Annotated in this window: 30 protein-coding genes; 25 read left to right on the forward strand and 5 right to left on the reverse strand. The window is 39.7% G+C overall.

Annotated elements, in window-relative coordinates; translation table 11 throughout:
* The first annotated feature begins 11 nt into the window (after positions 1 to 11).
* The 18 genes from rplF to G563_RS0100220 all read left to right on the forward strand — a co-directional run bounded on the left by rplF (position 12) and on the right by G563_RS0100220 (position 12,164).
* Positions 12 to 569, forward strand: coding sequence for a 50S ribosomal protein L6 (rplF, locus tag G563_RS0100135; RefSeq protein ID WP_028663497.1), 558 nt, complete (start codon positions 12 to 14; stop codon positions 567 to 569).
* A 28-nt stretch (positions 570 to 597) separates the two neighbouring features.
* Positions 598 to 951 carry a 50S ribosomal protein L18 gene (gene rplR / locus G563_RS0100140; protein ID WP_028663498.1) on the forward strand — a complete coding sequence of 118 codons (354 nt, stop codon included), beginning with the start codon at positions 598 to 600 and terminating at the stop codon, positions 949 to 951.
* Positions 952 to 957: 6 nt separating this feature from the next.
* Positions 958 to 1,473, forward strand: coding sequence for a 30S ribosomal protein S5 (gene rpsE, locus G563_RS0100145; protein WP_013927421.1), 516 nt, complete (start codon positions 958 to 960; stop codon positions 1,471 to 1,473).
* Between the two features lie 12 nt (positions 1,474 to 1,485).
* A complete protein-coding gene (gene rpmD / locus G563_RS0100150) occupies positions 1,486 to 1,665 on the forward strand; it encodes a 50S ribosomal protein L30 (protein WP_028663499.1) in 180 nt (59 codons plus the stop codon).
* Positions 1,666 to 1,740: 75 nt separating this feature from the next.
* Positions 1,741 to 2,187, forward strand: a complete 447-nt coding sequence (gene rplO / locus G563_RS0100155) for a 50S ribosomal protein L15 (protein WP_028663500.1) — start codon at positions 1,741 to 1,743, stop codon at positions 2,185 to 2,187.
* A gap of 58 nt (positions 2,188 to 2,245) precedes the next feature.
* A complete protein-coding gene (gene secY / locus G563_RS0100160) occupies positions 2,246 to 3,559 on the forward strand; it encodes a preprotein translocase subunit SecY (RefSeq protein WP_028663501.1) in 1,314 nt (437 codons plus the stop codon).
* 8 nt (positions 3,560 to 3,567) lie between these two features.
* Complete coding sequence (gene map, locus G563_RS0100165; protein WP_028663502.1) at positions 3,568 to 4,362, forward strand: type I methionyl aminopeptidase; 795 nt, start codon at positions 3,568 to 3,570, stop codon at positions 4,360 to 4,362.
* A 22-nt stretch (positions 4,363 to 4,384) separates the two neighbouring features.
* Entirely contained in the window at positions 4,385 to 4,603 is a 219-nt protein-coding gene (infA, locus tag G563_RS0100170) for a translation initiation factor IF-1 (RefSeq protein WP_013927416.1), read from the forward strand.
* 90 nt (positions 4,604 to 4,693) lie between these two features.
* Entirely contained in the window at positions 4,694 to 4,810 is a 117-nt protein-coding gene (rpmJ, locus tag G563_RS37515; RefSeq protein WP_028523604.1) for a 50S ribosomal protein L36, read from the forward strand.
* Between the two features lie 9 nt (positions 4,811 to 4,819).
* Entirely contained in the window at positions 4,820 to 5,197 is a 378-nt protein-coding gene (gene rpsM, locus G563_RS0100175; RefSeq protein WP_028663503.1) for a 30S ribosomal protein S13, read from the forward strand.
* Positions 5,198 to 5,279: 82 nt separating this feature from the next.
* Positions 5,280 to 5,675, forward strand: coding sequence for a 30S ribosomal protein S11 (rpsK, locus tag G563_RS0100180; protein ID WP_028663504.1), 396 nt, complete (start codon positions 5,280 to 5,282; stop codon positions 5,673 to 5,675).
* Between the two features lie 103 nt (positions 5,676 to 5,778).
* Positions 5,779 to 6,390 carry a 30S ribosomal protein S4 gene (rpsD, locus tag G563_RS0100185; RefSeq protein ID WP_028663505.1) on the forward strand — a complete coding sequence of 204 codons (612 nt, stop codon included), beginning with the start codon at positions 5,779 to 5,781 and terminating at the stop codon, positions 6,388 to 6,390.
* 126 nt (positions 6,391 to 6,516) lie between these two features.
* Positions 6,517 to 7,506 (forward strand): DNA-directed RNA polymerase subunit alpha, encoded by a 990-nt coding sequence (locus G563_RS0100190; protein ID WP_028663506.1) that lies wholly within the window; start codon positions 6,517 to 6,519, stop codon positions 7,504 to 7,506.
* A gap of 118 nt (positions 7,507 to 7,624) precedes the next feature.
* Positions 7,625 to 8,398 carry a 50S ribosomal protein L17 gene (gene rplQ, locus G563_RS0100195; RefSeq protein ID WP_028663507.1) on the forward strand — a complete coding sequence of 258 codons (774 nt, stop codon included), beginning with the start codon at positions 7,625 to 7,627 and terminating at the stop codon, positions 8,396 to 8,398.
* A gap of 119 nt (positions 8,399 to 8,517) precedes the next feature.
* Positions 8,518 to 9,618 (forward strand): glutamine-hydrolyzing carbamoyl-phosphate synthase small subunit, encoded by a 1,101-nt coding sequence (gene carA / locus G563_RS0100200; RefSeq protein WP_028663508.1) that lies wholly within the window; start codon positions 8,518 to 8,520, stop codon positions 9,616 to 9,618.
* A gap of 143 nt (positions 9,619 to 9,761) precedes the next feature.
* A complete protein-coding gene (locus G563_RS0100210; protein ID WP_028663509.1) occupies positions 9,762 to 10,685 on the forward strand; it encodes a bile acid:sodium symporter family protein in 924 nt (307 codons plus the stop codon).
* A 51-nt stretch (positions 10,686 to 10,736) separates the two neighbouring features.
* Positions 10,737 to 11,507, forward strand: a complete 771-nt coding sequence (locus tag G563_RS0100215) for an SDR family NAD(P)-dependent oxidoreductase (protein WP_028663510.1) — start codon at positions 10,737 to 10,739, stop codon at positions 11,505 to 11,507.
* 27 nt (positions 11,508 to 11,534) lie between these two features.
* Positions 11,535 to 12,164: a LysE family translocator gene (locus G563_RS0100220; protein WP_028663511.1), complete on the forward strand. Its 630-nt coding sequence runs from the start codon at positions 11,535 to 11,537 to the stop codon at positions 12,162 to 12,164.
* A gap of 58 nt (positions 12,165 to 12,222) precedes the next feature.
* Here G563_RS0100220 and G563_RS0100225 read toward each other — a convergent pair whose 3' ends face one another.
* Positions 12,223 to 12,465, reverse strand: a complete 243-nt coding sequence (locus G563_RS0100225; RefSeq protein ID WP_028663512.1) for a type B 50S ribosomal protein L31 — start codon at positions 12,463 to 12,465, stop codon at positions 12,223 to 12,225.
* A gap of 388 nt (positions 12,466 to 12,853) precedes the next feature.
* Between G563_RS0100225 and G563_RS0100235 the strand changes: the two genes are divergently transcribed.
* Positions 12,854 to 13,597 carry a glycosyltransferase family 2 protein gene (locus G563_RS0100235; protein WP_028663513.1) on the forward strand — a complete coding sequence of 248 codons (744 nt, stop codon included), beginning with the start codon at positions 12,854 to 12,856 and terminating at the stop codon, positions 13,595 to 13,597.
* A gap of 71 nt (positions 13,598 to 13,668) precedes the next feature.
* On the opposite strand, the gene G563_RS0100240 is transcribed toward G563_RS0100235, so the two are convergent.
* Positions 13,669 to 14,310: a thioredoxin family protein gene (locus tag G563_RS0100240; RefSeq protein WP_028663514.1), complete on the reverse strand. Its 642-nt coding sequence runs from the start codon at positions 14,308 to 14,310 to the stop codon at positions 13,669 to 13,671.
* Between the two features lie 44 nt (positions 14,311 to 14,354).
* Positions 14,355 to 14,840: a redoxin domain-containing protein gene (locus tag G563_RS0100245; protein WP_037325717.1), complete on the reverse strand. Its 486-nt coding sequence runs from the start codon at positions 14,838 to 14,840 to the stop codon at positions 14,355 to 14,357.
* A gap of 80 nt (positions 14,841 to 14,920) precedes the next feature.
* On the opposite strand from G563_RS0100245, the gene accC reads away from it, so the two are divergent.
* On the forward strand, positions 14,921 to 16,426 hold the full coding sequence (gene accC, locus G563_RS33315; protein WP_037325719.1) for an acetyl-CoA carboxylase biotin carboxylase subunit: 1,506 nt from the start codon (positions 14,921 to 14,923) through the stop codon (positions 16,424 to 16,426).
* A gap of 4 nt (positions 16,427 to 16,430) precedes the next feature.
* On the opposite strand, the gene G563_RS0100255 is transcribed toward accC, so the two are convergent.
* The gene (locus G563_RS0100255) at positions 16,431 to 16,844 is read right to left on the reverse strand and encodes a hypothetical protein (protein WP_028663516.1); all 414 of its coding nucleotides are present in this window, start codon (positions 16,842 to 16,844) and stop codon (positions 16,431 to 16,433) included.
* 119 nt (positions 16,845 to 16,963) lie between these two features.
* On the opposite strand from G563_RS0100255, the gene G563_RS33320 reads away from it, so the two are divergent.
* The 5 genes from G563_RS33320 (at position 16,964) to G563_RS0100280 (ending at position 21,194) form a co-directional block, all read left to right on the forward strand.
* Positions 16,964 to 17,347 (forward strand): DUF8478 family putative metalloprotein, encoded by a 384-nt coding sequence (locus tag G563_RS33320; protein WP_157584987.1) that lies wholly within the window; start codon positions 16,964 to 16,966, stop codon positions 17,345 to 17,347.
* 137 nt (positions 17,348 to 17,484) lie between these two features.
* The gene (locus G563_RS0100265) at positions 17,485 to 19,779 is read left to right on the forward strand and encodes a TonB-dependent receptor (RefSeq protein ID WP_028663517.1); all 2,295 of its coding nucleotides are present in this window, start codon (positions 17,485 to 17,487) and stop codon (positions 19,777 to 19,779) included.
* Positions 19,776 to 20,255, forward strand: coding sequence for a thioredoxin family protein (locus tag G563_RS36605; protein ID WP_051210660.1), 480 nt, complete (start codon positions 19,776 to 19,778; stop codon positions 20,253 to 20,255). The genes G563_RS0100265 and G563_RS36605 overlap by 4 nt, the downstream gene beginning before the upstream one ends.
* Before the next feature lie 61 nt (positions 20,256 to 20,316).
* The gene (locus G563_RS33330; protein WP_037325722.1) at positions 20,317 to 20,715 is read left to right on the forward strand and encodes a group III truncated hemoglobin; all 399 of its coding nucleotides are present in this window, start codon (positions 20,317 to 20,319) and stop codon (positions 20,713 to 20,715) included.
* A gap of 167 nt (positions 20,716 to 20,882) precedes the next feature.
* Entirely contained in the window at positions 20,883 to 21,194 is a 312-nt protein-coding gene (locus G563_RS0100280) for an isoamylase early set domain-containing protein (RefSeq protein WP_028663518.1), read from the forward strand.
* An 82-nt stretch (positions 21,195 to 21,276) separates the two neighbouring features.
* Here G563_RS0100280 and G563_RS0100285 read toward each other — a convergent pair whose 3' ends face one another.
* The gene (locus tag G563_RS0100285) at positions 21,277 to 22,056 is read right to left on the reverse strand and encodes a polyprenol monophosphomannose synthase (RefSeq protein WP_028663519.1); all 780 of its coding nucleotides are present in this window, start codon (positions 22,054 to 22,056) and stop codon (positions 21,277 to 21,279) included.
* Positions 22,057 to 22,101: the final 45 nt, after the last annotated feature.

The raw sequence follows: 22,101 nt of genomic DNA on the forward strand, positions 1-22,101 counted from the left end.
ATAGAAAGAACATGTCACGTATAGGAAAAAAGCCGATTACGCTACCAGCAAACGTCACAGTATCGGTGTCAGATGAAAACATTGTAACAGTTAAAGGACCTAAAGGTTCTTTGAGCCGTGCAATCGATAGAGATATTACAATAGAGGTAGAAGGAACTGAACTAGTAGTTAGCCGCCCTACCGAACAAAAACGTCACAAGGCAATGCATGGCCTTTATCGCGCACTCATCAACAATATGGTGACGGGTGTAAGTGAAGGCTATAAAGCACAACTTGAAATTGTAGGGGTAGGTTACAAAGCTTCTGTCAATAACAATGTGCTAGAAATGAGCCTTGGCTATTCTCACGGAATCTATTTTGCTGTACCATCTGAAGTAAAGATAACAGCAACAATGGAGAAGGGTCAAAACCCGAAAGTTTTTTTGGAATGTATAGACAAAGAACTTTTAGGTCAAATTGCAGCTAAAATCCGCTCATTCCGCAAAGTTGAACCTTACAAAGGTAAAGGTATTCGTTTTGTTGGAGAAGAGATTAGACGTAAGGCTGGTAAAGCGGCTGCTAAGAAGTAATCGGTAATCTGAAAAATAGTAAGCAATCATGGCTTCAGTAAAAAGCGAAAGAAGACAGCGCATCAAGTACCGGATTCGGAAAAAGGTAAATGGTACATCAGAAAAACCACGCCTTTCTGTATTCAGATCAAATGCGCGAATTTATGCGCAAATAATAGATGACACAAAAGGTCTCACTCTGGCAGCAGCTTCATCTTACGAACTTGACACAAATAAGTCAAGTGTAAATACAGAAGACGCTAAACAAGTAGGACTCAAAATAGCCGAAAAAGCTATTGCTGCAGGTGTTAGCACGGTTGTTTTTGACCGTAATGGTTATTTGTTTCATGGCAAAGTTAAAGCATTGGCAGACGGCGCTCGTGAGGGTGGTCTCAAATTCTAATAAGATATGTCAAACAGTATTAAACCTGTGAAGTATAATGAGGCTGACCTTAAAGAAAAGGTAGTCGCTATCAATCGCGTTGCTAAAGTAGTAAAAGGTGGTCGCCGTTTTAGCTTCTCAGCAATCGTTGTCGTCGGTGACGGCAAAGGTGTAGTAGGTTACGGCTTAGGAAAAGCTAACGAAGTAACCGACGCTATCGCAAAAGGAATCGAAGATGCGAAGAAAAACCTCGTACAAGTTCCTTTGCTCAAAGGTACAGTACCTCACGAAATGCACGGTAAGTTTAGTGGTGGTTTGGTTTTTGTAAAACCTGCCGCTCCTGGTACTGGAGTAATTGCAGGTGGTGCGATGCGTGCTGTTTTAGAGGCAGCAGGAGTGCATGATGTATTAGCGAAATCAAAAGGTTCTTCAAATCCTCACAATGTGGTAAAGGCAACTATCGATGCCTTACTAAAAATGAGAGCTCCTCATCAAGTAGCTTTCCAACGTGGGGTGAAGTTGGCCAAAGTTTTTAATGGATAATCTTTTACGAAAATGTCAAAGATAAGAGTTACACAAGTTAGAAGCAAAATTGGTCGACCTGAGAGCCAAAAGCGTACACTGACAGCTTTAGGCCTTGGTAAAATCAGCAGTAGCGTTGAGATTGAAGTGAATCCGGCCATCTCTGGTATGATTCGTCAAGTAGATCATTTAGTGAAAGTCGAAGAGATTTAACAAAGAAGTTAATTGTTTGGTTGTACTTTTCTATGACTGCTAGACAATTAACACTTAACCATTCCCTTACAGGCAATGAATCTTAGCTCATTAAAACCAGCCGCAGGCTCGGTAAAGACAAAAAAACGTTTAGGTAGAGGTCACGGTTCAGGAATGGGCGGAACATCTACTCGTGGACATAAAGGGGCGCAGTCACGTTCTGGTTACAGTCAAAAAAGCCACTTTGAAGGTGGACAGATGCCTCTCCAAAGACGTGTTCCTAAATTTGGTTTCAAGAACATAAACCGTGTAGAATACAAAGCACTTAATTTGGATACAATCCAAGCATTAGTAGAAAAAACTAACGTGGCTTTAGTTGATACAGAAGTGCTTTTGAGCAACGGATTAATTTCTAAAACAGATTTAGTGAAAGTACTTAATCGCGGTGAATTGAAAGCTGCAGTAGAAGTAAAAGTGCACGCTTTCTCTAAAACAGCCGCCGAAGCCATTGAAAAAGCAGGTGGAAAAGCAGTTACTTTGTAATCTTTCAAAAGATTTTTGTAACTTTGCCTGATTTTTTCACAGGTAAATCTAAAAACGCATGAAACGGTTTATACAGACCTTAAAAAATATCTTTTCAATTGAAGAGTTGAGAAATCGTATTCTCTACACTCTTCTCTTGATTTCAGTCTATCGATTAGGTTATTATATTGTGCTACCCGGCGTAGACGAAGCAAAGCTTAACATCGATACCGGTGGCCTATTAGGGTTACTAGATACCTTTTTAGGGGGGGCATTTAGCAAAGCTTCAATCTTTGCGCTAGGTATTATGCCTTACATTTCTGCGTCAATTGCTATCCAGCTTTTGACAATGGCTCTGCCTTATTTCCAAAAAATGCAGAAGGAAGGTGAGTCTGGGCGGAAAAAACTGAACCAAATCACGCGAGTACTTACAATTTTTGTAACTATTGCACAATCGATTAGCTATTTGCAAACAACGATCTCGACAGATGCATTACTAATCAGTCGAGCCTCGTTTACAATTTCGTCTGTGTTTATTCTTACAGCTGGTACCATTTTCTGTATGTGGTTAGGCGAACGAATTACAGACAAGGGAATTGGAAACGGCACTTCGATGCTTATTATGATTGGTATTGTTTCTCGTTTTCCCAAAGCGATCTTTCAGGAAGCATCTTCAAGAGGTTCAGGTGAGGCTTTGATTTTTGTACTGGAAATAGTAGCCTTATTCTTAGTAGTAATGTTTGCAGTAGCACTGACACAGGCCGTTCGCCGAATCCCTATTCAATATGCCAAACAGGTAGTAGGTAATAAAGTAATGGGAGGTCAAAGACAATATCTTCCCCTTAAGCTCAATACTTCGGGAGTAATGCCTATCATTTTTGCTCAGGCATTGATGTTTATTCCTTCTTTAGTCGCAGGGCTTTTCGCGGAAAAAAGTGACTTCGCTAGTTCTATTGCAACTATATTTAACGATTATACGACGTGGCAGTACAATGGCCTCTTTGCAACGTTAATTATTGTTTTCACCTTCTTCTATACTGCAATTGCAATTAACCCGCAGCAGATAGCAGACGATATGAAACGTGGAGGTGGATTTATTCCGGGTGTTAAACCTGGCTTAGCAACATCGGATTTTATTGCAACTGTTCTTGATCGGATTACTTTACCAGGCGGTATTTTGTTAGCAGTTGTAGCTATTCTACCCTCTCTGGCAAGTTTGACCGGTATGACTCGTGAATTTGCTCAATTCTTTGGTGGTACTTCATTGCTTATCCTTGTGGGAGTTGTTTTGGATACACTCCAACAGGTTGAAAGCTATCTCTTGATGAAGAGATACGAAGGTTTGATGAAATCTGGACGTGTAAAAGGTCGTACAGAAACAGTTGCTGCCTAATGTCAAAGATGATGTTTCTAAAATCAGAAGAAGAAGTCTTACTGATTAAGGAAAGCGCACAAGTATTAGGAAAAACGCATGCTGAGGTAGCTAAATGGATAAAACCAGGGGTTACTACTAAGCAATTAGATAAAATAGCAGACGAATATATAAGAGACAATAAAGGTATACCTTCTTTTAAGGGGTATAACGGATTCCCAGCTTCGCTTTGCATATCTCTCAACGAAACAGTGGTACATGGTTTTCCTAGCCAATATGTGTTGAAAGAAGGAGATGTAATATCAATCGACTGCGGCGTAAAATTGCACGGATTTCACAGCGATAGTGCTTATACTTACCCTGTTGGTACCGTAAGTACAGAAGCAATGAATCTGCTAAAACGTACAAAGCAATCGCTCTATTTGGGGATAGAACAAGCGGTAGAAGGAAAAAGTGTAGGAGATATAGGGTTTGCTATTCAGTCATACGTTGAGCGTTTTGGTTATGGTGTGGTTAGAGAGTTGGTGGGGCATGGCGTAGGCCGAAACCTTCATGAAAGTCCCGAGGTTCCTAATTATGGAAAGAAAGGTCAAGGACCAAAGCTAAAAGAAGGGATTGTGATAGCCATAGAACCTATGATAACCCTTGGGAAGCGTACAGTAGTGCAGGAAAAAGACGGATGGACAATACGTACTGCCGACCGTAAGCCTGCCGCTCACTTTGAGCATACTGTATTGGTACGAAAAGGGAAAGCCGAGATTTTGACCACGTTTAAATATATAGAGGAAGTAACCGAAAACACGACGTTAATGGTAAGCGTCTAACTTTCTTACCAAAAAGCTGTATATGGCAAAACAAGGACTTATCGAAGTAGATGGAATTATTGTAGAGGCATTATCAAATGCTATGTTTAGAGTACAACTTGAAAACAAGCATGAAGTAATCGCCCATATTTCGGGTAAGATGAGAATGAATTACATTAAAATCTTGCAAGGTGACCGAGTCAAATTAGAGATGTCACCCTATGATTTGTCTAAAGCTCGGATAATTTACCGATATAAATAACAGTAACTTGATGGTAGATAGCGAATTTTAGAATACTTTTTTAAGAAATTCTATTGTTTCAAAATCTTAAATCCAAAATCAAATACAACAATGAAAGTTAAAGCGTCTATTAAAAAGCGCAGTGCTGAATGTAAAGTGATTCGCCGTAAAGGGAAACTTTACGTTATCAATAAGAAAAATCCCAAGTACAAACAAAGACAAGGATAATTATAAGATATGGCACGTATTGCAGGTGTTGACATTCCGGATAAAAAACGCGGTGAAATTTCGTTAACTTATATTTACGGAATCGGACGTAGCTCTTCTCGTAAAATATTGGAGAAAGCCGGAGTTAATTTAGACAAAAAAGTAGCTGAATGGTCTGATGAGGAAGCGAACGCTATCCGGGCGATCATTAACGGTGAATATAACACAGAAGGAACTCTTCGCTCAGAAATTCAGTTGAGCATCAAGCGCCTTATGGATATTGGTTGCTATCGTGGTTTGCGCCATCGTAAAGGATTGCCTGTACGTGGTCAAAGAACAAAAAACAATAGCCGCACGCGTAAAGGAAAACGTAAGACAGTGGCCAACAAGAAAAAAGCTACTAAGTAGTAATTGAGTTAAAAGTTATTTGTTAGTAGTTGATTTTAATTAACGATACAAATGACTAATAACATTCAACCTGAATAATAAAATGGCTCAAAATAAGCGTAAAGATAAAGCTAAAAAACGCGTTGTACAGGTGGAGCAAGTTGGCCAAGTCCATATCAAAGCTTCATTTAACAACATCATTATCTCAGTTACCAATTTGTCAGGGCAAGTCATTTCTTGGGCATCTGCTGGTAAAATGGGCTTCAAAGGCTCTAAGAAAAATACTCCTTATGCTGCACAAACAGCAGCTCAAAGCTGCGCTCAAGTAGCGTATGACCTAGGAATGCGTAAAGCTGAGGTGTTTGTTAAAGGTCCTGGTTCTGGTCGTGAATCGGCGATTCGTACCGTACAAAACGTGGGTATTGAAGTAACAACTATCAAAGATATTACTCCACTACCTCACAATGGTTGCCGTCCCCCCAAACGTAGAAGAGTATAATTACTAAGTTTTTATAAAGCCGTAAGGACAATCCGCAATTTGGACACTGGGGTTGCAGGATTGTTCATACGGTAATTTTTGTGTTTAAATTAATTCAATTCAAATGGCACGTTATACAGGTCCAAAGTCAAAAATTTCACGCCGTTTTGGTGAACCCATCATGGGACCAAGCAAGGCGTTGAATAAGAAAAACTATCCTCCCGGTCAGCATGGCCGTGGTCGCCGTAGCAAAAAGTCAGAGTACGCACTTCAGCTACAAGAAAAACAAAAAGTGAAATATACTTACGGTATTTTGGAACGCCAATTCCGTAACTTGTTTCACCGCGCAGCAGTACGTGAAGGTATTACTGGTGAGAACTTGCTCAAATTGTGCGAAGCACGTTTGGATAATACAGTGTATCGTTTGGGTATCGCTCCCACTCGCCGCGCCGCTCGTCAGTTAGTAACTCACAAGCACATCACTATTGATGGTGAGGTTGTAAACGTTCCTTCATTTTCGCTTCGCCCAGGGCAAGTAGTTGGAGTACGTGAAAAATCAAAATCACTCGAGGCTATTACAGCTAGTTTGGTTGCACGTACAGCGGCAGCTAAGCGTTTTAACTGGCTTGAATGGGATAACTCTTTAATGGTTGGTAAGTTTGTTCAGTATCCAGAACGCGATCAGATTCCTGAGAACGTCAACGAACAAGCCATCGTCGAATTGTACTCGAAGTAACTTTAAAGTATTGCAAAACCCATTGGGGTGGGATTCCACGTCAAGGGTTTTGTTTTTGTATGTTTAGTAAAACATACTTTTTTGGCTTATTGCCACACTTCGGACTCTAAAAAAACTGCTAATCCTATGTCTATTTTAGCATTCCAAATGCCCGACAAAGTCGTAATGGAAAAAGCCGACGATTTTCACGGGTTGTTTGAGTTCAAGCCTCTTGAAAAAGGTTTTGGCGTAACAATCGGAAATGCGTTGCGCCGTATTTTGCTTTCATCACTTGAGGGGTACGCTATTATTAGTGTAAAATTCCCCAGTGTACTTCATGAGTTTTCCTCAATTGAAGGGGTGGTGGAAGATGTTACCGAAATCGTGCTGAACCTTAAAATGGTACGCTTTAAAAAGGTTTCGGAATTGGTTGATAACAAAATCACGGTAAGTGTTAAGAACCAATCAGTCGTAACCGCTGGCGATATTGCTAAGTTTACTTCTTCGTTTCAGGTTTTAAACCCCGATTTAGTTATTTGCCACATCGACGACCAGATTACTTTTGAGATGGAAATCATCCTTGAGAAGGGTCGTGGATATGTACCTGCGGACGAACCGCGCAACATGGAATTGCCGATAGGGCACATTCCTATTGATGCGATTTATACGCCCATTAAAAATGTTAAGTATAGCGTTGAAAACACGCGTGTAGAACAGAAAACTGACTACGAAAAACTGCTCATTGAAGTAACTACCGACGGGTCTATTCACCCTGAAGAAGCTTTGAAAGGAGCTGCTTACATTTTGATTCAACACTTCATGTTGTTCTCTGACCAAACTATGACGTTTGAAACTCAGAAAAATGATGAAGTAAGCGAAGTAGATGAAGAAATGCTTCGTATGCGTAAGCTTTTGAAAACACCTCTTGCCGACCTTGATTTGTCTGTGCGGGCATACAACTGCCTCAAATCAGCCGACATCAAATCGCTGGGTGATCTTGTCAAATTAGAAGTAGCTGACATGATGAAGTTCCGTAATTTTGGTAAAAAATCTTTAACAGAATTGGAACAACTTGTGGCAGAGAAAAACCTTGTTTTTGGTATGGACGTTGCGAAGTACCGCTTAGACGAGGATTAATGTTTATTTAACATAAGATGTGTTCGCACATCTTAGTTTATTTTTAACAAATTATTTCACCGGTTAGTATTCTGAAGCGCGTAAATCGCCGCTCGAAGCTAATCTCAAACTCAAACCAATGAGACACGGTAAAAAAGACAACCATTTAGGTCGTACCTCATCGCACCGTAGTGCTTTGTTGCGAAACATGGCTGCATCGTTGATTTTGCACAAGCGTATCCAAACTACCTTGGCAAAAGCAAAAGAGCTTAAAAAATTTGTAGAACCAATTTTGACACGTGCTAAGGAAGACAATACCCACAATCGTCGTATTGTTTTTTCTTATATCCCTGAAAAAGAGGTTATCAAAGAACTCTTCAGTACTGTATCTGACAAAATCGCTGACCGTCCCGGTGGATACACTCGTATCATTAAATTGGGTACTCGTCAAGGAGATGCGGCTGAAATATGCTTGATTGAGCTAGTTGACTTTAACGAAACTCTTCTAACAGCAGTTGAAGAGAAAGCTGCTAAAACTCGTCGTAGCCGTCGCGGAGGTAAAAAAGCTGCTTCTCAAGATGAGCCAGAAACCTCTGCTGTAGAAGTAAAAGCTGCACCTACTGTAATCGAAGAAGCTCCTTCTACTGAGGAAGCTGCTACTGAAGCCACTGATGATTTAGAGATCATCGAGGGTATTGGACCTAAAATTGCTGCTGCTTTAGTTAGCGCAGGTGTGAGTACCTTTGCTCAACTTGCAGATACAACTCCTGAAGACATTCAGAAAATTGTGTCTGAGGCTGGTATTGGTTCGAAAAGTCCAGCTACTTGGCCCCAACAAGCTGCCCTTGCTCGTGACGGCAAATTTGATGAATTGAAAACTTGGCAAGACGAATTAAACGCTGGTCAAGAATAATTTTTCTCCTAAAGAATAAAAATAAATGAAGAAAAATTAAAATACAGAAGGGGTTAAACGAAAGTTTAGCCCCTTTTTTTTGAAATTTGTAGCAACAATTCTCAATTACTAAATAAAAAATGAGTTCTAGACAACCTGCATTATTACTTCTGGAAGATGGGACAGCCCTTAGAGGGACTGCACTAGGTAAAATTGGCACCATGGGAGGGGAGATTTGCTTTAACACAGGTATGACCGGATATCAGGAAATCTACACGGATCCTTCATACTTTGGGCAAATCGTCATAAATACTACCTCTCATATCGGAAACTATGGGGTACAGCTAGAAAATGAAGAAGAATCCAGCTCAATTAAAATTAGCGGAATGGTTTGTAATTCGTTTTCTCAGATTTATTCTCGTAAAACTGCGGATTTTTCTCTTCAAACTTATTTTGAGCGTGCCAACATTGTCGGAATCAGTGATGTAGATACTCGTCAGTTGGTTCGTCATGTAAGACAAAAGGGAGTAATGAATGCTATCATTTCATCCGAAATTTTGGATGAAAAAACATTGCGGGAGCACCTTCGAGATGTTCCTAGTATGGACGGGCTAGAATTGTCATCCATTGTAAGTACAAAAGATGTGTACTTCATGGGTGATGAAGCTACTGCAAAATATCGGATTGCAGTGATGGATTATGGAATCAAAAAGAGTATCCTCTTAAATTTGGTGCAACGAGGCTGCTTTTGTAAAGTATTTCCCGCAAAAACATCTTTCGAGGAAGTAATGGCGTTTAATCCAGACGGATTCTTTATCTCCAATGGGCCAGGGGATCCAGCTGCAATGCCGTATGCGGTCGAAACCGTAAAACAATTTTTAGATACCAATAAGCCATTGTTTGGTATATGTTTAGGACACCAAATTTTGGGTCTTGCTAGTGGGATTTCTACCTTTAAAATGCACCAAGGTCATAGAGGACTCAATCACCCTGTCAAAAATCTTCAAACAGGACTCTCTGAAATCACTTCTCAAAACCACGGTTTTGCGGTAAGTCCAGCTGAAATCGAGGCCCACCCTGATGTAGAGGTGACTCATATTAATTTGAACGATAAAACGATAGAAGGAATTCGTCGCAAAGACAAACCAGCGTTTTCGGTACAATATCACCCAGAAGCTTCTCCTGGACCTCACGATTCACGTTATTTGTTTGATGATTTTGTGAAGCTGTTTAAGGCCTAATACTCAAATTGTTTGCTAAAAAGCTCCCTAAATTACATTTGGGGAGCTTTTTGTTTGGTAGCTTGGTAAATTTAAGCGCCGAGTTGCTTTTAAAAGAACTTACCGAAGTAACCATAAAAACTTTCTAAGTTCTTAACTTTCTCATGAAAAATTATCTTTATACACTGTCGATTGTAGTAGCTGCTACATTGGCTATGTTTTATCCCGCTCCTTTTACCCAAATTGGTGATTTTCAGCTCAAAAGTCTTATTCTTCCTTTGCTTCAAATCATTATGTTTGGAATGGGGACTACTATGAGCCCCAAAGATTTTGAGGCAGTAGTAAAATCACCCAAGAGTGTATTGATTGGCATTCTATGTCAATTTACAATTATGCCATTGATAGGTTTTTCGTTAGCTACATTGTTTGAATTTCCTGCCGAAATAGCAGCGGGTGTTATTTTGATAGGTTGTTCTCCGAGTGGGCTTGCTTCTAATGTAATGGCCTATATTGCAAAGGCCAATGTTGCCCTTTCGTTGACTATTACTTCATTAGCAACACTGTTAGCGCCAGTGCTTACGCCTTTATTAATGAAGCTTCTAGGAGGAGCATTTATTGAGGTTGATTTCTTCAAAATGATGATTGAAATTTTGAAGATTATTATTTTACCAATTGGGCTTGGTTTATTAGTCAATCGCTTATTTAGACATCAAGCCGATTTTTTAAATAAATATATGCCTTTGGTTTCAATGGCAGGAATTGCGCTTATTATTTGTATTATCACGGCCGCAGGGCGTGAGAGTTTATTGAAAGTTGGAGGAGTGTTGGTGATATGTACTCTCATTCATAACTTATGTGGCTACTTGCTAGGATATTGGAGTAGTAAACTTCTAAAACTACCCGAACAAGACTGTAGAACAGTAGCTATTGAGGTAGGATTACAAAATGGGGGGTTAGCTTCAGGTATTGCCTTGCAAATGGGTAAAGTAGCTACTGTGGGGTTGGCACCTGCTCTTTTTGGCCCAATAATGAACATTACCGGCTCTTTGCTAGCAAGCTGGTGGAGTAAAAAAACGCCTAAAGATTAAGTCTCTCCTTATATTCTAGTAGCTTAGAATAAAACTACCAAACAACGCATAATGTACACACAGTTTATTTTTAGTAATCAAGTTGCTATCGTAACAGGGGCGGGTCAAGGGATTGGATTGGAGATTGTCAAACAATTAGTAGCACAAGGGGCATCGGTTGTTCTGAACGACTTGGATACACATCTTACTCAAGAGGCCGTTAAACTCATAAACCACGAAAGATGCATAGGAATGCCTGGAAATGCCGCAGATGTGGATTTTGTGCGGATTATGGTCAACAGAGCCGTAGAAGTATTTGGTCAACTCAATATCATAATCGCTAACGCAGGTATCACTACTTTTGGGGACTTTTTTGAATATCAACCAGAATCTCTACAAAAACTATTAGATTTGAATTTGAGGGGGAGTTTCTTTTTAACTCAGGCGGGAGCTATTCAAATGAGAAAGCAAGCTTCTGGGGGAAGAGTGCTGCTAATGTCGTCTGTAACGGGTCACCAAGCTCACAAATACCTAGCCGCCTACGGAATGACGAAAGCAGCTCTCGAAATGCTTGCTAAAAGCCTTGTAATTGAACTTTCACCATTCAAAATCACCATAAACACAGTTGCGCCTGGTGCAACTATGACGGAGCGTACTGCCGAAGATCCTAATTATAACGATACTTGGGGAAAAATTACACCGCTAGGTACTCCCGCGACCGTTCAAGATATTGCTCATGCGGCATTATTTTTAGTATCTCCTTTGGCGGGGCATATCACGGGGCAATCGTTGGTAGTAGACGGGGGATGGACTGCCGTAAGTCCTTCTCCTTATGCAGATTGACATCCTGATAGCAATTGTTAGGCTTTTATGGAAAAACCTGCTCTGATTTTTTTCGTAGTCTCAGTTATTAGTTTTGTCGGCTCACTACAACTTGGGCCAGTCAATATGTCTGTGATACAAACCGTACTCCGGCAACACCTCAAAGCAGGAATATGGGTGGCAATAGGAGGGTGTTTACCAGAAATGATGTATGCGGCAGCAGCGGTGTGGTTTGGAATGTGGTTCAATACACATCCACGGGTTTTGTATTATTTAGAATGGTTAGCTATCCCCATTTTGATTTTAATGGGAATTTTAATGCTACGAAAACCTAATAATCCTTCTCAAGCTCCTTCGTCTAGTCTTGTCAATCAATCTCTTATTTTGAAGGGGTTTTTGGTAGGTGTGCTCAATCCCCAACTTTTTCCTTATTGGCTTGTTGTATTGTTACAATTTCAGGGCTATTCGTGGCTTCATATCCAGCACTTTAGCGAACAGTTTTCTTTTGTGTTAGGAACCGCTTTTGGCGCTTTGGGGCTATTGGTAGGGGTAGCATATCTAACTAGCCGTTTTCGAGAAGCAATCTTAGCTAAGCTAGCCAATATCAATCCTAATCAAATTTTAGGATGGTTTTTTATTGGCTTAGGGATGCTCCAGCTATTGAAGAAGATATCATAAAAAAAGGGAAAGATTACTTAAAGCAATCTTTCCCTTGTGACGAAAAACCAAAAGCTGATTATTTCTTTCCGTATTTTTTGAAGAATTTATCAACGCGCCCAGTCGTATCAAGCAAGGTGTTTTTGCCTGTATAGAATGGGTGAGATTGTGAAGTTACCTCAGCCTTGAACACAGGATAGGTTTTGCCTTCAAACTCAATAGTTTCTTTGGTAGGAGCACAAGAACGAGTCACAAACTTATCATCTGTGGCTAAGTCCCAAAATACTACCTCTCTGTAATCTGGATGAATGCCTTTTTTCATTTCTGTATCTACTATAATATTATGATGCTTGTTTCTAAAACGGGATGCAAAGATAGTAACTTTTTGAAAATCAAAAAAATATCTTACAAAAAGAAGTTGAAAGTTTGGTTTTTGATAGAAAAATAAACACCTCACTTTCAATGAATTGAGATAATTGAAGATTGCAATGGAGAGAGAGACCTCACTCCTCCTTACAAAGACAATTAGTCAAATCAAAGTATCAATAGATGGCCTATCAAGGCCTGTAAGAGCAAAATATTGTAAAATCTTTAAATAAAAGAAATGACGCTAACCTACTAAAGTTTTAAAAGTAGTTGGGAATCATAGCTTAAGAACATTACTTTTGCGGCTTCATAAGTCAATTATTAAGCATTACGAAGCCCTAAAAATGTACAAAGGCAAAAAAGTAATTGTTGTGATGCCCGCTTACAAGGCATCCCTTACCTTGGAAAAAACTTACCAAGAGATTCCATTTGATTTGGTAGATGAAGTGATTCTAGTCGACGATGCAAGTCCCGACAATACCGTAGATGTAGCTAAAAAACTCGGGATAAGACATGTAATCCGACACGAAAAAAATAAAGGCTACGGTGGTAATCAAAAAACTTGCTACACCAAAGCATTAGAACTGGGCGGTGATATTGTGATTATGCTTCATCCTGATTATCAGTACACTCCCCTGCTCCTGACGGCTATGATTTCAATCATCGGTAATGATTTATATCAGGTCGTATTTGGTTCACGAATTTTAGGAAAAGGCGCTCTCAAGGGAGGTATGCCTATGTACAAATACATCGCAAATCGTTTTCTGACGTTTGCCCAAAACTTATTAATGAACCAAAAATTGTCTGAATACCACACTGGCTATCGAGCATTTTCGGGGGAAGTACTCAAAAATGTCCCTTTTCATAAATGTGATGATGATTTTGTGTTTGATAATGAGATGATTGCCCAAATATTCTGGGCAGGATATGAGATAGCTGAAGTAACGTGCCCTACCAAATACTTCGATGAGGCTTCCTCTATCAATTTTCAAAGAAGTATGAAATACGGATTAGGGGTATTGAGAGTTTCGGGCCGATATTGTTTAGCTAAATTGGGTCTTTGGAAATGGGCGATACTGAGTAAATAAAAAAAGTCCAGAATAAACTGGACCTTTCTTCTTACTGTCGACTGTAAAAATAAAAGACAACCAAACTGCATTTAAGCATCTTTCCACCCAATCGCGCAGCCAACGGCTTTGGTTTGGGTTACTACCACGGGCTTACCCGCTAGGATATTATTAACTGCATCCTCCACGTAGCGTTTTGTAACGCTCGTGGGGTCTTGATAATTGTCGTCGATTGTACCAATATATTGTACTGTAAATTTACTTCCTTCATTTTTTAAAACAAATACATGTGGCGTACGAGTTGCGCCAAATGCCTTTGCTACGGCTTGAGTTATGTCTTGTAAATATGGGAAAGAATATCTTTTTTCGCTAGCTCTTTTCTTCATATTATCAAAAGAATCTTCTTCATAATCTGAAGCGTCGTTGGAGTTTATGGCAATCACTGGAAATTGAAGAGATGCATACTTTTTATCTAGTCCTATGATTCTTTCTTCATAAGCTTTTGCAAATGGGCAATGATTGGTCGTAAATACCACAATGACCCCTTTTTTATCTTTATAATCAGCCAGACTTACGGAGTTTCCTCCCACATTTTGCAGCGTAAAATTAGCAACAGTGGCCCCGATACCATAGCCATTAGGAGAGGCTTGGGCGAGTTGTGAACGAAAAAATAAAGTAGTAGCCATGCCTAATGCCAAAATAGCTACTAATGCCAGCCAAAACTTATTTTTCATGATATTTAGATGATTTGAAATTTTGATAAATATTTTATGAAAAGTCACAGAAAATCAGAGAGTTCTTTCACCAAACGGTCATAATCTAATTTTTGTTCAAAAAATACTTTCTTCTTTTTTGAGTTATTAATAATTAGAGTGGCAGGAATGGCTCCTGACCAAGTTGAATCTATTTTATCAATCCATTCATTGGCGTCAGGTTCATTCAAAAGCCACACTTTTGTACTAAGATTGCGCTGATTTACAAATGGTATGACCCTCGTATTCAAGTCTTTCACAAAATCCATGCTAATCAATACTACTTTTACATTTTTGTTTTTATATTTTTTGTGAACTTCTTCAAAAAAAGGAAGTTCACTGATACAAGGTTTACACCAAGTTGCCCAAAAGTTTAACACATACGTAGTATCGGAAGAGGTCGTCAAAACTTCTTGTACTTCCGGCCATTTGATGACGTTTACTTGTTGGCAATTGGCCTCAAAGTGGTTAAACAACAACCCCAAACCTAAAAGAGCAATGATCTTTCTCATCTAACTATATTGTTTTACCAACATAAATTTAATGTAATAAACGATAAGTTGTAACTTTCGGTGTCTTTTATCATAAAAACATGGCCACTATCAAAAAACTTCTGGTCGCCAATCGGGGCGAAATCGCGCTACGGGTGATGCGTACTGCTCGTGAAATGGGAATTCAAACGGTAGCAGTTTATAGTGAAGCTGACCGCGAGGCATTGCATGTACGATATGCCGATGAATCAGTATGTATCGGGGCTGCTGCTTCGTCTGAGTCATATCTAAGAGGGGATAAAATCATCGAAGTATGTAAAACCCTTAATGTAGATGCAATCCATCCAGGCTATGGGTTTTTATCAGAAAATGCCAAGTTTTCGCAAATGGTAAAAGACGCAGGTATTCTTTTTGTGGGGCCGTCTGCCCACAGTATCGAAATCATGGGCGATAAGCTTTCTGCCAAAAGAGCGGCAGCCAAGTACAATATTCCGATGGTACCCGGTACACCAGATGCCGTAACAGACAGAACAGAAGCCAAAAAAATAGCATCTGATATTGGGTATCCTGTGTTGATTAAAGCAAGTGCTGGAGGGGGAGGCAAGGGCATGCGAATTGTAGAAAATGAAGAAGAATTTGATGAACAAATGGAACGTGCCGTAAGCGAAGCTATTTCAGCTTTTGGAGACGGGGCAGTGTTTGTTGAAAAATACGTGGCTTCTCCTCGGCATGTCGAGATACAAGTCTTGGGAGATAAGCATGGCAACATCATTCATTTGTTTGAAAGAGAGTGCTCGGTACAGCGGAGGCATCAAAAAGTTGTGGAAGAAGCCCCTTCTTCTTGTCTTACGCCCGAAATCAGACAGGCAATGGGGCAATGTGCCGTAGATGTAGCACGCTCATGCGGATATTATGGTGCCGGAACAGTTGAATTTATCGTAGATGATAAACTCAATTTTTATTTTCTCGAAATGAATACACGTCTGCAAGTAGAGCACCCCGTAACCGAAATGATTACAGGCGTGGATCTAGTTCGTCAGATGATTTATATAGCCGAAGGGCGTCCATTAGAAATCAAGCAAGAAGATTTGAAAATTAATGGACATGCCATGGAAATAAGGGTATATGCCGAAGACCCTACTAATAATTTCTTGCCTGACGTCGGTACATTACAAACCTACGTGCGTCCTCAAGGCAATGGTGTGAGAGTAGATGATGGATTTGAGCAAGGAATGGCTATCCCGATTTATTATGACCCTATGATTGCAAAACTCATCTCTTACGCTTCTACTCGCGAAGAAGCGATTGAAAAAATGATAAGGGCGATTGACGAATACCAGATTAGTGGCGTCCAGACTACCCTTGATTTTTGCCGATTTGTGATGGAGCATGACGCCTTCCGTTCGGGCAATTTTGACACACATTTTGTCAAATATTATTTTACACCTGAAGTATTACGTAAATCTGTAAACTCAGAAGAAGCCCAAATAGCGGCCGCATTGGTTGGGTATTTACTCCATCAAGCTCAGCAATCAAACCAAGCAGCGGCTGTCAATACTGCTGTAGTCAAAAGCAATTGGAAAACTAAGCGGGCTAATTGGAAATGATATTCTAAAAAGCATGTAGGACGATTCCTAAAAGGGTCATTAAAAAATAGGGAACTAAACCAGCGGCTCCAGCATAGTCTTGAGCCATGCGCTGACCAAAAAATAAACAAGTAATAGAAATCCCACCGATACTTAATCCATAAGCGGATATTGTAAGCCCCCACGAACTGCCAAGCAATATCAAAAGTGTGCCGCTCAGTGAAATAAGTCCAGCGGAGGTTTCAAGAAATGTAATAACAGGCATCAGCAAACCCACGGTAGGAGCCAAAGGAGATTTTTTGAAATGCTCTTTGAAGTAGTCCAAATTGCCTTGATAATGAAAGACTTTATCGAGCCCAGATTGGGTAAAAAGAATACCATTGAAAGCAGTAACAAGCAGCTTGGCAAGCGTAAGTACTGAAAATCCAAAAATTTCCATGTAAAATGATTTAATGGTTTTAGGTTCTTCACAAATTTCGTAGTTTTTGGTAATTATTTTGTAACCATAAACTTTTTCTCAAAGAACATAGTTAAATTTACGAAATAATGTACCAATAAATGCTTCTCAGCCAACGCATACGACAATCAATAGCTCAAGGCTTCTTGGTAGTTTTTACCTTGATGCTTTTGAATGGTATTGTATTTAGGCATGCGCACAAGCTTTCGAGCGGAAAAGTCATTACCCACGCTCACCCTTATAAAAAAGCGGGTCAATCCAATTCGCCTTTTCAGCCAAACGATCACACCTCCAATGAGCTGTTTTTGTTAGATTCGTTTAGCAATGCATCATTTGTGGGGTTGACATTGTCGGTGGCATTGGCAGCCGTAAAAATTATACAAGTATTTTTCCCAAGTTTTAATTCATACTACCTATTAACGGCCTATCGTACGCCTTTCTTTGGCAACTTCTCTCTTCGCGGGCCTCCTGTGCTTTTTTGTTAATTGTTTGCCGTTTTTAATCAATCAATTTTAGGTCTAAAAAAGCGTCCTATGCTTTGCATATATGCCTATGATTTTAGGTATGTAGTGTTGGCATAGCGAGCTATACGCATCATTATCAATATTTAGCACACAATTCAATGAAAAAAATATATCTACTGCTGGCGTTGGCGCTAGTACAATTTTATGCCTTTGCTCAAACTGGAAGCATACGAGGAACTGTAACGGTCAAAGGAAAACCGCTGGAGTTTGCAACCGCAGCTCTTAAGGGTACTCAATACGGTACAACCACCAACGAACAAGGAGTTTTTGAAATCAAAAACATTAAATACGGGACTTATCAATTGATTATTTCGGCTATTGGCTATCGAAATATCACAAAATCGGTAACGGTGTCGGAAGCTAAGTTTTTTCAGGAACTTACGTTACAAGGAGAAGAATTAGAAAATTCACTAGCGGAGGTGGTAGTGACAGGTACTATGAAAGAAGTCTCTAAACTTGAAAGTGCCGTACCCGTTGAGATTTATACGCCGGTGTTTTTTAAAAGAAATCCCGTCCCCAATTTATTTGAATCTTTACAAAATATCAATGGCATCCGCCCGCAGCTTAATTGCAATGTATGTAATACTGGCGATATCCACATCAATGGCCTAGAAGGGCCTTATACGATGATTATGATTGACGGAATGCCTATTGTATCGGGGCTTTCTACGGTATATGGTTTGAGTGGGATTCCAAGTGCGCTCATTGAACGAGTGGAAGTAGTCAAAGGCCCAGCTTCTACATTGTATGGTTCGGAAGCCGTTGGAGGGCTTATCAACGTAATTACGAAGAAGCCTTCATCTGCGCCCTTGGTATCGGCTGATGTAATGGGTACTTCTTGGTCCGAATTTAATACAGATTTGGGGGTAAAATATAAAGTAGGAGAAAAAGCTCAATCTTTATTTGGGCTGAACTACTTCAATTTCCAACGACCTATTGATAAGAATGGTGATGGTTTTACGGATATTACCCTCCAAAATCGCATTTCTCTTTTCAATAAAATTAGTTTTGACCGTAAAGACAATCGCGTGTTTTCGATTGGCGGACGCTATGTTTATGAAAATCGCTGGGGAGGACAAATGCAATGGACGCCCAAAGACCGTGGCAGCAATGAAGTCTATGCGGAAAGTATTTATACCAAGCGTTGGGAGGTAATCGGTGCTTATCAATTGCCTATTCGCGAAAAAATCACTTTTCAATTTTCGGCCAATGGTCACAATCAAGATTCTTACTATGGTACTACTCCTTTTGCAGCTCAGCAATATATCGGGTTTGGTCAATTTACTTGGGATAAAAAAATAGCAGAAAAGCACGACTTGCTAGTTGGTACGGCTTTGCGCTATACTTACTATGATGACAGTACTCCTGCTACAAGCCTTGACAATGTCAATGCTCCTTCAAAAGTAGTATTGCCAGGTATCTTTGCCCAAGACGAGATTTCGCTTTCTGCCAATCATAAATTATTGCTCGGGCTACGCTATGATTATAATTCTATCCATGGAAGTATCTTAACCCCTCGCCTTAATTATAAATGGACTTCAGCAGACAAGAAAAATGTGTTGAGAGCTAGTTTTGGAAATGGTTATCGAGTAGCCAATGTATTTACAGAAGATCATGCCGCCCTCACAGGAGCTAGAAAAGTAGAATTTACGGAAGAACTCAAACCTGAGCGTTCGTGGAATGGAAACCTAAACTATGTGCGCAAATTCTTTTTGTCAAATGGCAGTTTTGTTGGGCTTGATGCTACTGCTTTTTATACCTTTTTCAACAACCGTATCATCCCTGATTATTTAACCGACCCCAACAAAATCATTTATAGCAATTTAGCGGGAAATGCGGTTTCGAAAGGAATATCTCTAAATATAGACTTTTCTTTGGCTAATGGTCTGAAAGTGATGACAGGAGCAACAGCCATGGATGTGTTTCAGAGAGAAGATGATGGCGCCGGCAATTTGGTAAAAATGACTCAATTGCTCACCGAGAAATTTACAGGAGTGTGGTCGGTATCGTATAGTTTTCAACAGATTGGTCTATCTGTAGATTATACTGGAAATCTTTATGGCCCTATGAAATTGCCCGTGCTTGGGCCATTAGACCCGCGCCCGGAGTATTCGCCTTGGTGGAGTATACAAAACATCCAACTTACCAAGAAATTTAACAATGGTCTCGAAATCTACGGTGGGGTCAAAAACTTGCTAAACTTTACGCCTACCAAAGATGCGATTGCAAGAGCTTTTGATCCTTTTGATAAAGGAGTCACCTTTGACGACAATGGACAAGTAGTACCCACCCCCAACAATCCGTATGCACTGACATTCGACCCTTCGTATGTATATGCTCCCAATCAAGGCATTCGGGCTTTTGCAGGTGTAAGATACAATCTGTTTAAATGAAAAAATACTGCTGGATTATAATAGTAGCTTGTTGTAGCTTGAGCCTTGGCAACCATTCTGCCAAGGCTCAAGCTGTGCAATGGACTTCTTTTGAGCATCTAAGTGATAGTTTGAGGAAAGAAAGAAAACCATTGTTGGTATTTATACATACTGATTGGTGCAAATACTGTAAGGTAATGGAAACCAAAACATTCAAAGAGCCATTGCTTGCTGATGCTTTAAACAAGGATTTTTATTGCCTGTCGCTAAATGCTGAAGAAACCAAGTCTTTAGTGTTTTTAAATAGAAAATATAAATTTAAGCCTACTGGCGTAAATACGGGAATACACGAACTAGCCGAAGTGCTAGGCACTGAGCAGGGCAAACTCACTTTCCCCACTATGGTGCTTTTTGACCAAAATCTTCAATTGCAGGGCAGAATAGTAGGGGTAATGACAGCCAAGCAGCTACAACAGTTGTGTGAGCAAATGGACTGATTTTTGTCATTGGAGAAATGTAAGTGAGGCACCTATTTTGTAAAACTTTTGTTTTTACACTATGCCAAAACTAATCGAAACTCGCGCTGATGTAGAATTGATGGTGAATCAATTCTACCAAAAAATTCGTCAAGATGCTGAATTGGGACCTATCTTTGATGAAGTAGCTCAGGTAGACTGGGATGTACATCTGCCTAAAATGTATGATTTCTGGGAAGGAATATTGTTTGGTACGCTCAATTATGCAGGCAGACCTATGCCTCCTCATTTTAGATTGACCCAAAAACATACCCTAACACCCGTCCATTTTGATCGTTGGTTGGCGCTCTTTTTTGAAAATGTAGATGACCTTTTTGAAGGTGACAAAGCACAAGAAGTGAAATATCGAGCCTATAGTATTGCGACAATTATGAACAATCGAGTACAACAAGTAAATGCTCAAATGGAGTTCGAAAACTGATTTTGAATCTATTACAAAAGTGTACTATTTTAGGTAAATTTTGTAATGATGAAGTTTTTTGTTGTACTATTGAAAGAATATTAATATATAACTAATTGGTATTCATTGACTTGAATTGTATTTATTTTATATCTTTGTGGCGCAAACCAAAATAACCAAAAAACACTATGGCGATTGCAAAGCAAGTATTGAAAAGCAAACCTGTTTGTAAAGTAACGTTCTCACTTTCTGCTGATAGAGTGGCTGACGCGAAAGAGGTTGCAGTATTGGGTGAGTTTAATGGTTGGGCTACTGAGGCCGCTACAAAATTGAAAAAACAAAAAGATGGTTCATACAAAGCTACTGTAGAATTAGAAACTGGAAAAGAATACGCTTTCCGTTATTTGATTGACGGTGCTACTTGGACCAACGACGAAGCGGCAGATAAATATATCCCTAGCGGTGTATCTAACGAAGAAAATTCAGTAGTAGTACTGTAGTTTTGGAGACAAAAGCCTTTCTATCAAAAAAGCCTCGTTCATCACAAACGAGGCTTTTTTGTTTCCCTAACCCTGTATTTTACTATACCATTTCGGTCACTTGTAAAATCTTGATCGGTTGGGGTTCATTATGACGGATATAGGTTTTAAAAAAACTACGTATTTTTAAATACAAAACACCCAAAACTGCTTCTTTGAAAATCTTTGTCGACATTTTGGATTCTCCTCTGGTACGGTCAGTAAAAATAATTGGCACTTCGGTGAGTTTGTAGCCATATTTCCAAGCATTAAACTTCATTTCGATTTGAAAAGCGTAGCCCACAAATCTAATATGGTCTAATCCAATGCCTTGTAATACTTCACGCTTATAGCAAATAAAACCCGCAGTAGGATCCATGATATCGACTCCCATTACAAAACGAACATATACGCCCGCAAAATAAGACATCAATACCCGGCCCATTGGCCAATTGACTACATTTACGCCTTTGATATATCGTGAACCGATAGCGACATCATGACCTTCGACAGCACAAGCCTCATAAAGGCGTACGAGGTCGTTGGGATTATGAGAAAAATCGGCATCCATTTCAAACATGTATCGATACCCTTCTTTGAGCGCCCATTTGAAACCATGAATGTAGGCCGTACCTAGCCCTTGTTTGCCTTTGCGCTCAAGCAAATGAAGCTGACCGCTAAATTCACTTTGGAGTTGTTTTACTTTCAAAGCTGTACCATCTGGCGAACCGTCATCAACAATTAAAATATCAAAAGGCTGTGCCAAGCTAAATACGTTACGGACAATAGCTTCGATGTTTTCAATTTCGTTGTAAGTTGGAATCACTACCACACATTCTTTCATAGCTTTAAACGGGTTTGGGATGATACAAAGCACTAATACAAAAAC

It is taken from the genome of Runella zeae DSM 19591 (genome assembly GCF_000423565.1).
GTDB classification, from domain to species: domain Bacteria; phylum Bacteroidota; class Bacteroidia; order Cytophagales; family Spirosomataceae; genus Runella; species Runella zeae.

Bases quoted from the DNA above. Each gene is read 5' to 3' on its own strand.
- rplF (WP_028663497.1), top strand. From the start codon at position 12: ATGTCACGTATAGGAAAAAAGCCGATTACGCTACCAGCAAACGTCACA.
- rplR (WP_028663498.1), top strand. From the start codon at position 598: ATGGCTTCAGTAAAAAGCGAAAGAAGACAGCGCATCAAGTACCGGATT.
- rpsE (WP_013927421.1), top strand. From the start codon at position 958: ATGTCAAACAGTATTAAACCTGTGAAGTATAATGAGGCTGACCTTAAA.
- rpmD (WP_028663499.1), top strand. From the start codon at position 1,486: ATGTCAAAGATAAGAGTTACACAAGTTAGAAGCAAAATTGGTCGACCT.
- rplO (WP_028663500.1), top strand. From the start codon at position 1,741: ATGAATCTTAGCTCATTAAAACCAGCCGCAGGCTCGGTAAAGACAAAA.
- secY (WP_028663501.1), top strand. From the start codon at position 2,246: ATGAAACGGTTTATACAGACCTTAAAAAATATCTTTTCAATTGAAGAG.
- map (WP_028663502.1), top strand. From the start codon at position 3,568: ATGATGTTTCTAAAATCAGAAGAAGAAGTCTTACTGATTAAGGAAAGC.
- infA (WP_013927416.1), top strand. From the start codon at position 4,385: ATGGCAAAACAAGGACTTATCGAAGTAGATGGAATTATTGTAGAGGCA.
- rpmJ (WP_028523604.1), top strand. From the start codon at position 4,694: ATGAAAGTTAAAGCGTCTATTAAAAAGCGCAGTGCTGAATGTAAAGTG.
- rpsM (WP_028663503.1), top strand. From the start codon at position 4,820: ATGGCACGTATTGCAGGTGTTGACATTCCGGATAAAAAACGCGGTGAA.
- rpsK (WP_028663504.1), top strand. From the start codon at position 5,280: ATGGCTCAAAATAAGCGTAAAGATAAAGCTAAAAAACGCGTTGTACAG.
- rpsD (WP_028663505.1), top strand. From the start codon at position 5,779: ATGGCACGTTATACAGGTCCAAAGTCAAAAATTTCACGCCGTTTTGGT.
- G563_RS0100190 (WP_028663506.1), top strand. From the start codon at position 6,517: ATGTCTATTTTAGCATTCCAAATGCCCGACAAAGTCGTAATGGAAAAA.
- rplQ (WP_028663507.1), top strand. From the start codon at position 7,625: ATGAGACACGGTAAAAAAGACAACCATTTAGGTCGTACCTCATCGCAC.
- carA (WP_028663508.1), top strand. From the start codon at position 8,518: ATGAGTTCTAGACAACCTGCATTATTACTTCTGGAAGATGGGACAGCC.
- G563_RS0100210 (WP_028663509.1), top strand. From the start codon at position 9,762: ATGAAAAATTATCTTTATACACTGTCGATTGTAGTAGCTGCTACATTG.
- G563_RS0100215 (WP_028663510.1), top strand. From the start codon at position 10,737: ATGTACACACAGTTTATTTTTAGTAATCAAGTTGCTATCGTAACAGGG.
- G563_RS0100220 (WP_028663511.1), top strand. From the start codon at position 11,535: ATGGAAAAACCTGCTCTGATTTTTTTCGTAGTCTCAGTTATTAGTTTT.
- G563_RS0100225 (WP_028663512.1), bottom strand. From the start codon at position 12,465: ATGAAAAAAGGCATTCATCCAGATTACAGAGAGGTAGTATTTTGGGAC.
- G563_RS0100235 (WP_028663513.1), top strand. From the start codon at position 12,854: ATGTACAAAGGCAAAAAAGTAATTGTTGTGATGCCCGCTTACAAGGCA.
- G563_RS0100240 (WP_028663514.1), bottom strand. From the start codon at position 14,310: ATGAAAAATAAGTTTTGGCTGGCATTAGTAGCTATTTTGGCATTAGGC.
- G563_RS0100245 (WP_037325717.1), bottom strand. From the start codon at position 14,840: ATGAGAAAGATCATTGCTCTTTTAGGTTTGGGGTTGTTGTTTAACCAC.
- accC (WP_037325719.1), top strand. From the start codon at position 14,921: ATGGCCACTATCAAAAAACTTCTGGTCGCCAATCGGGGCGAAATCGCG.
- G563_RS0100255 (WP_028663516.1), bottom strand. From the start codon at position 16,844: ATGGAAATTTTTGGATTTTCAGTACTTACGCTTGCCAAGCTGCTTGTT.
- G563_RS33320 (WP_157584987.1), top strand. From the start codon at position 16,964: ATGCTTCTCAGCCAACGCATACGACAATCAATAGCTCAAGGCTTCTTG.
- G563_RS0100265 (WP_028663517.1), top strand. From the start codon at position 17,485: ATGAAAAAAATATATCTACTGCTGGCGTTGGCGCTAGTACAATTTTAT.
- G563_RS36605 (WP_051210660.1), top strand. From the start codon at position 19,776: ATGAAAAAATACTGCTGGATTATAATAGTAGCTTGTTGTAGCTTGAGC.
- G563_RS33330 (WP_037325722.1), top strand. From the start codon at position 20,317: ATGCCAAAACTAATCGAAACTCGCGCTGATGTAGAATTGATGGTGAAT.
- G563_RS0100280 (WP_028663518.1), top strand. From the start codon at position 20,883: ATGGCGATTGCAAAGCAAGTATTGAAAAGCAAACCTGTTTGTAAAGTA.
- G563_RS0100285 (WP_028663519.1), bottom strand. From the start codon at position 22,056: ATGAAAGAATGTGTGGTAGTGATTCCAACTTACAACGAAATTGAAAAC.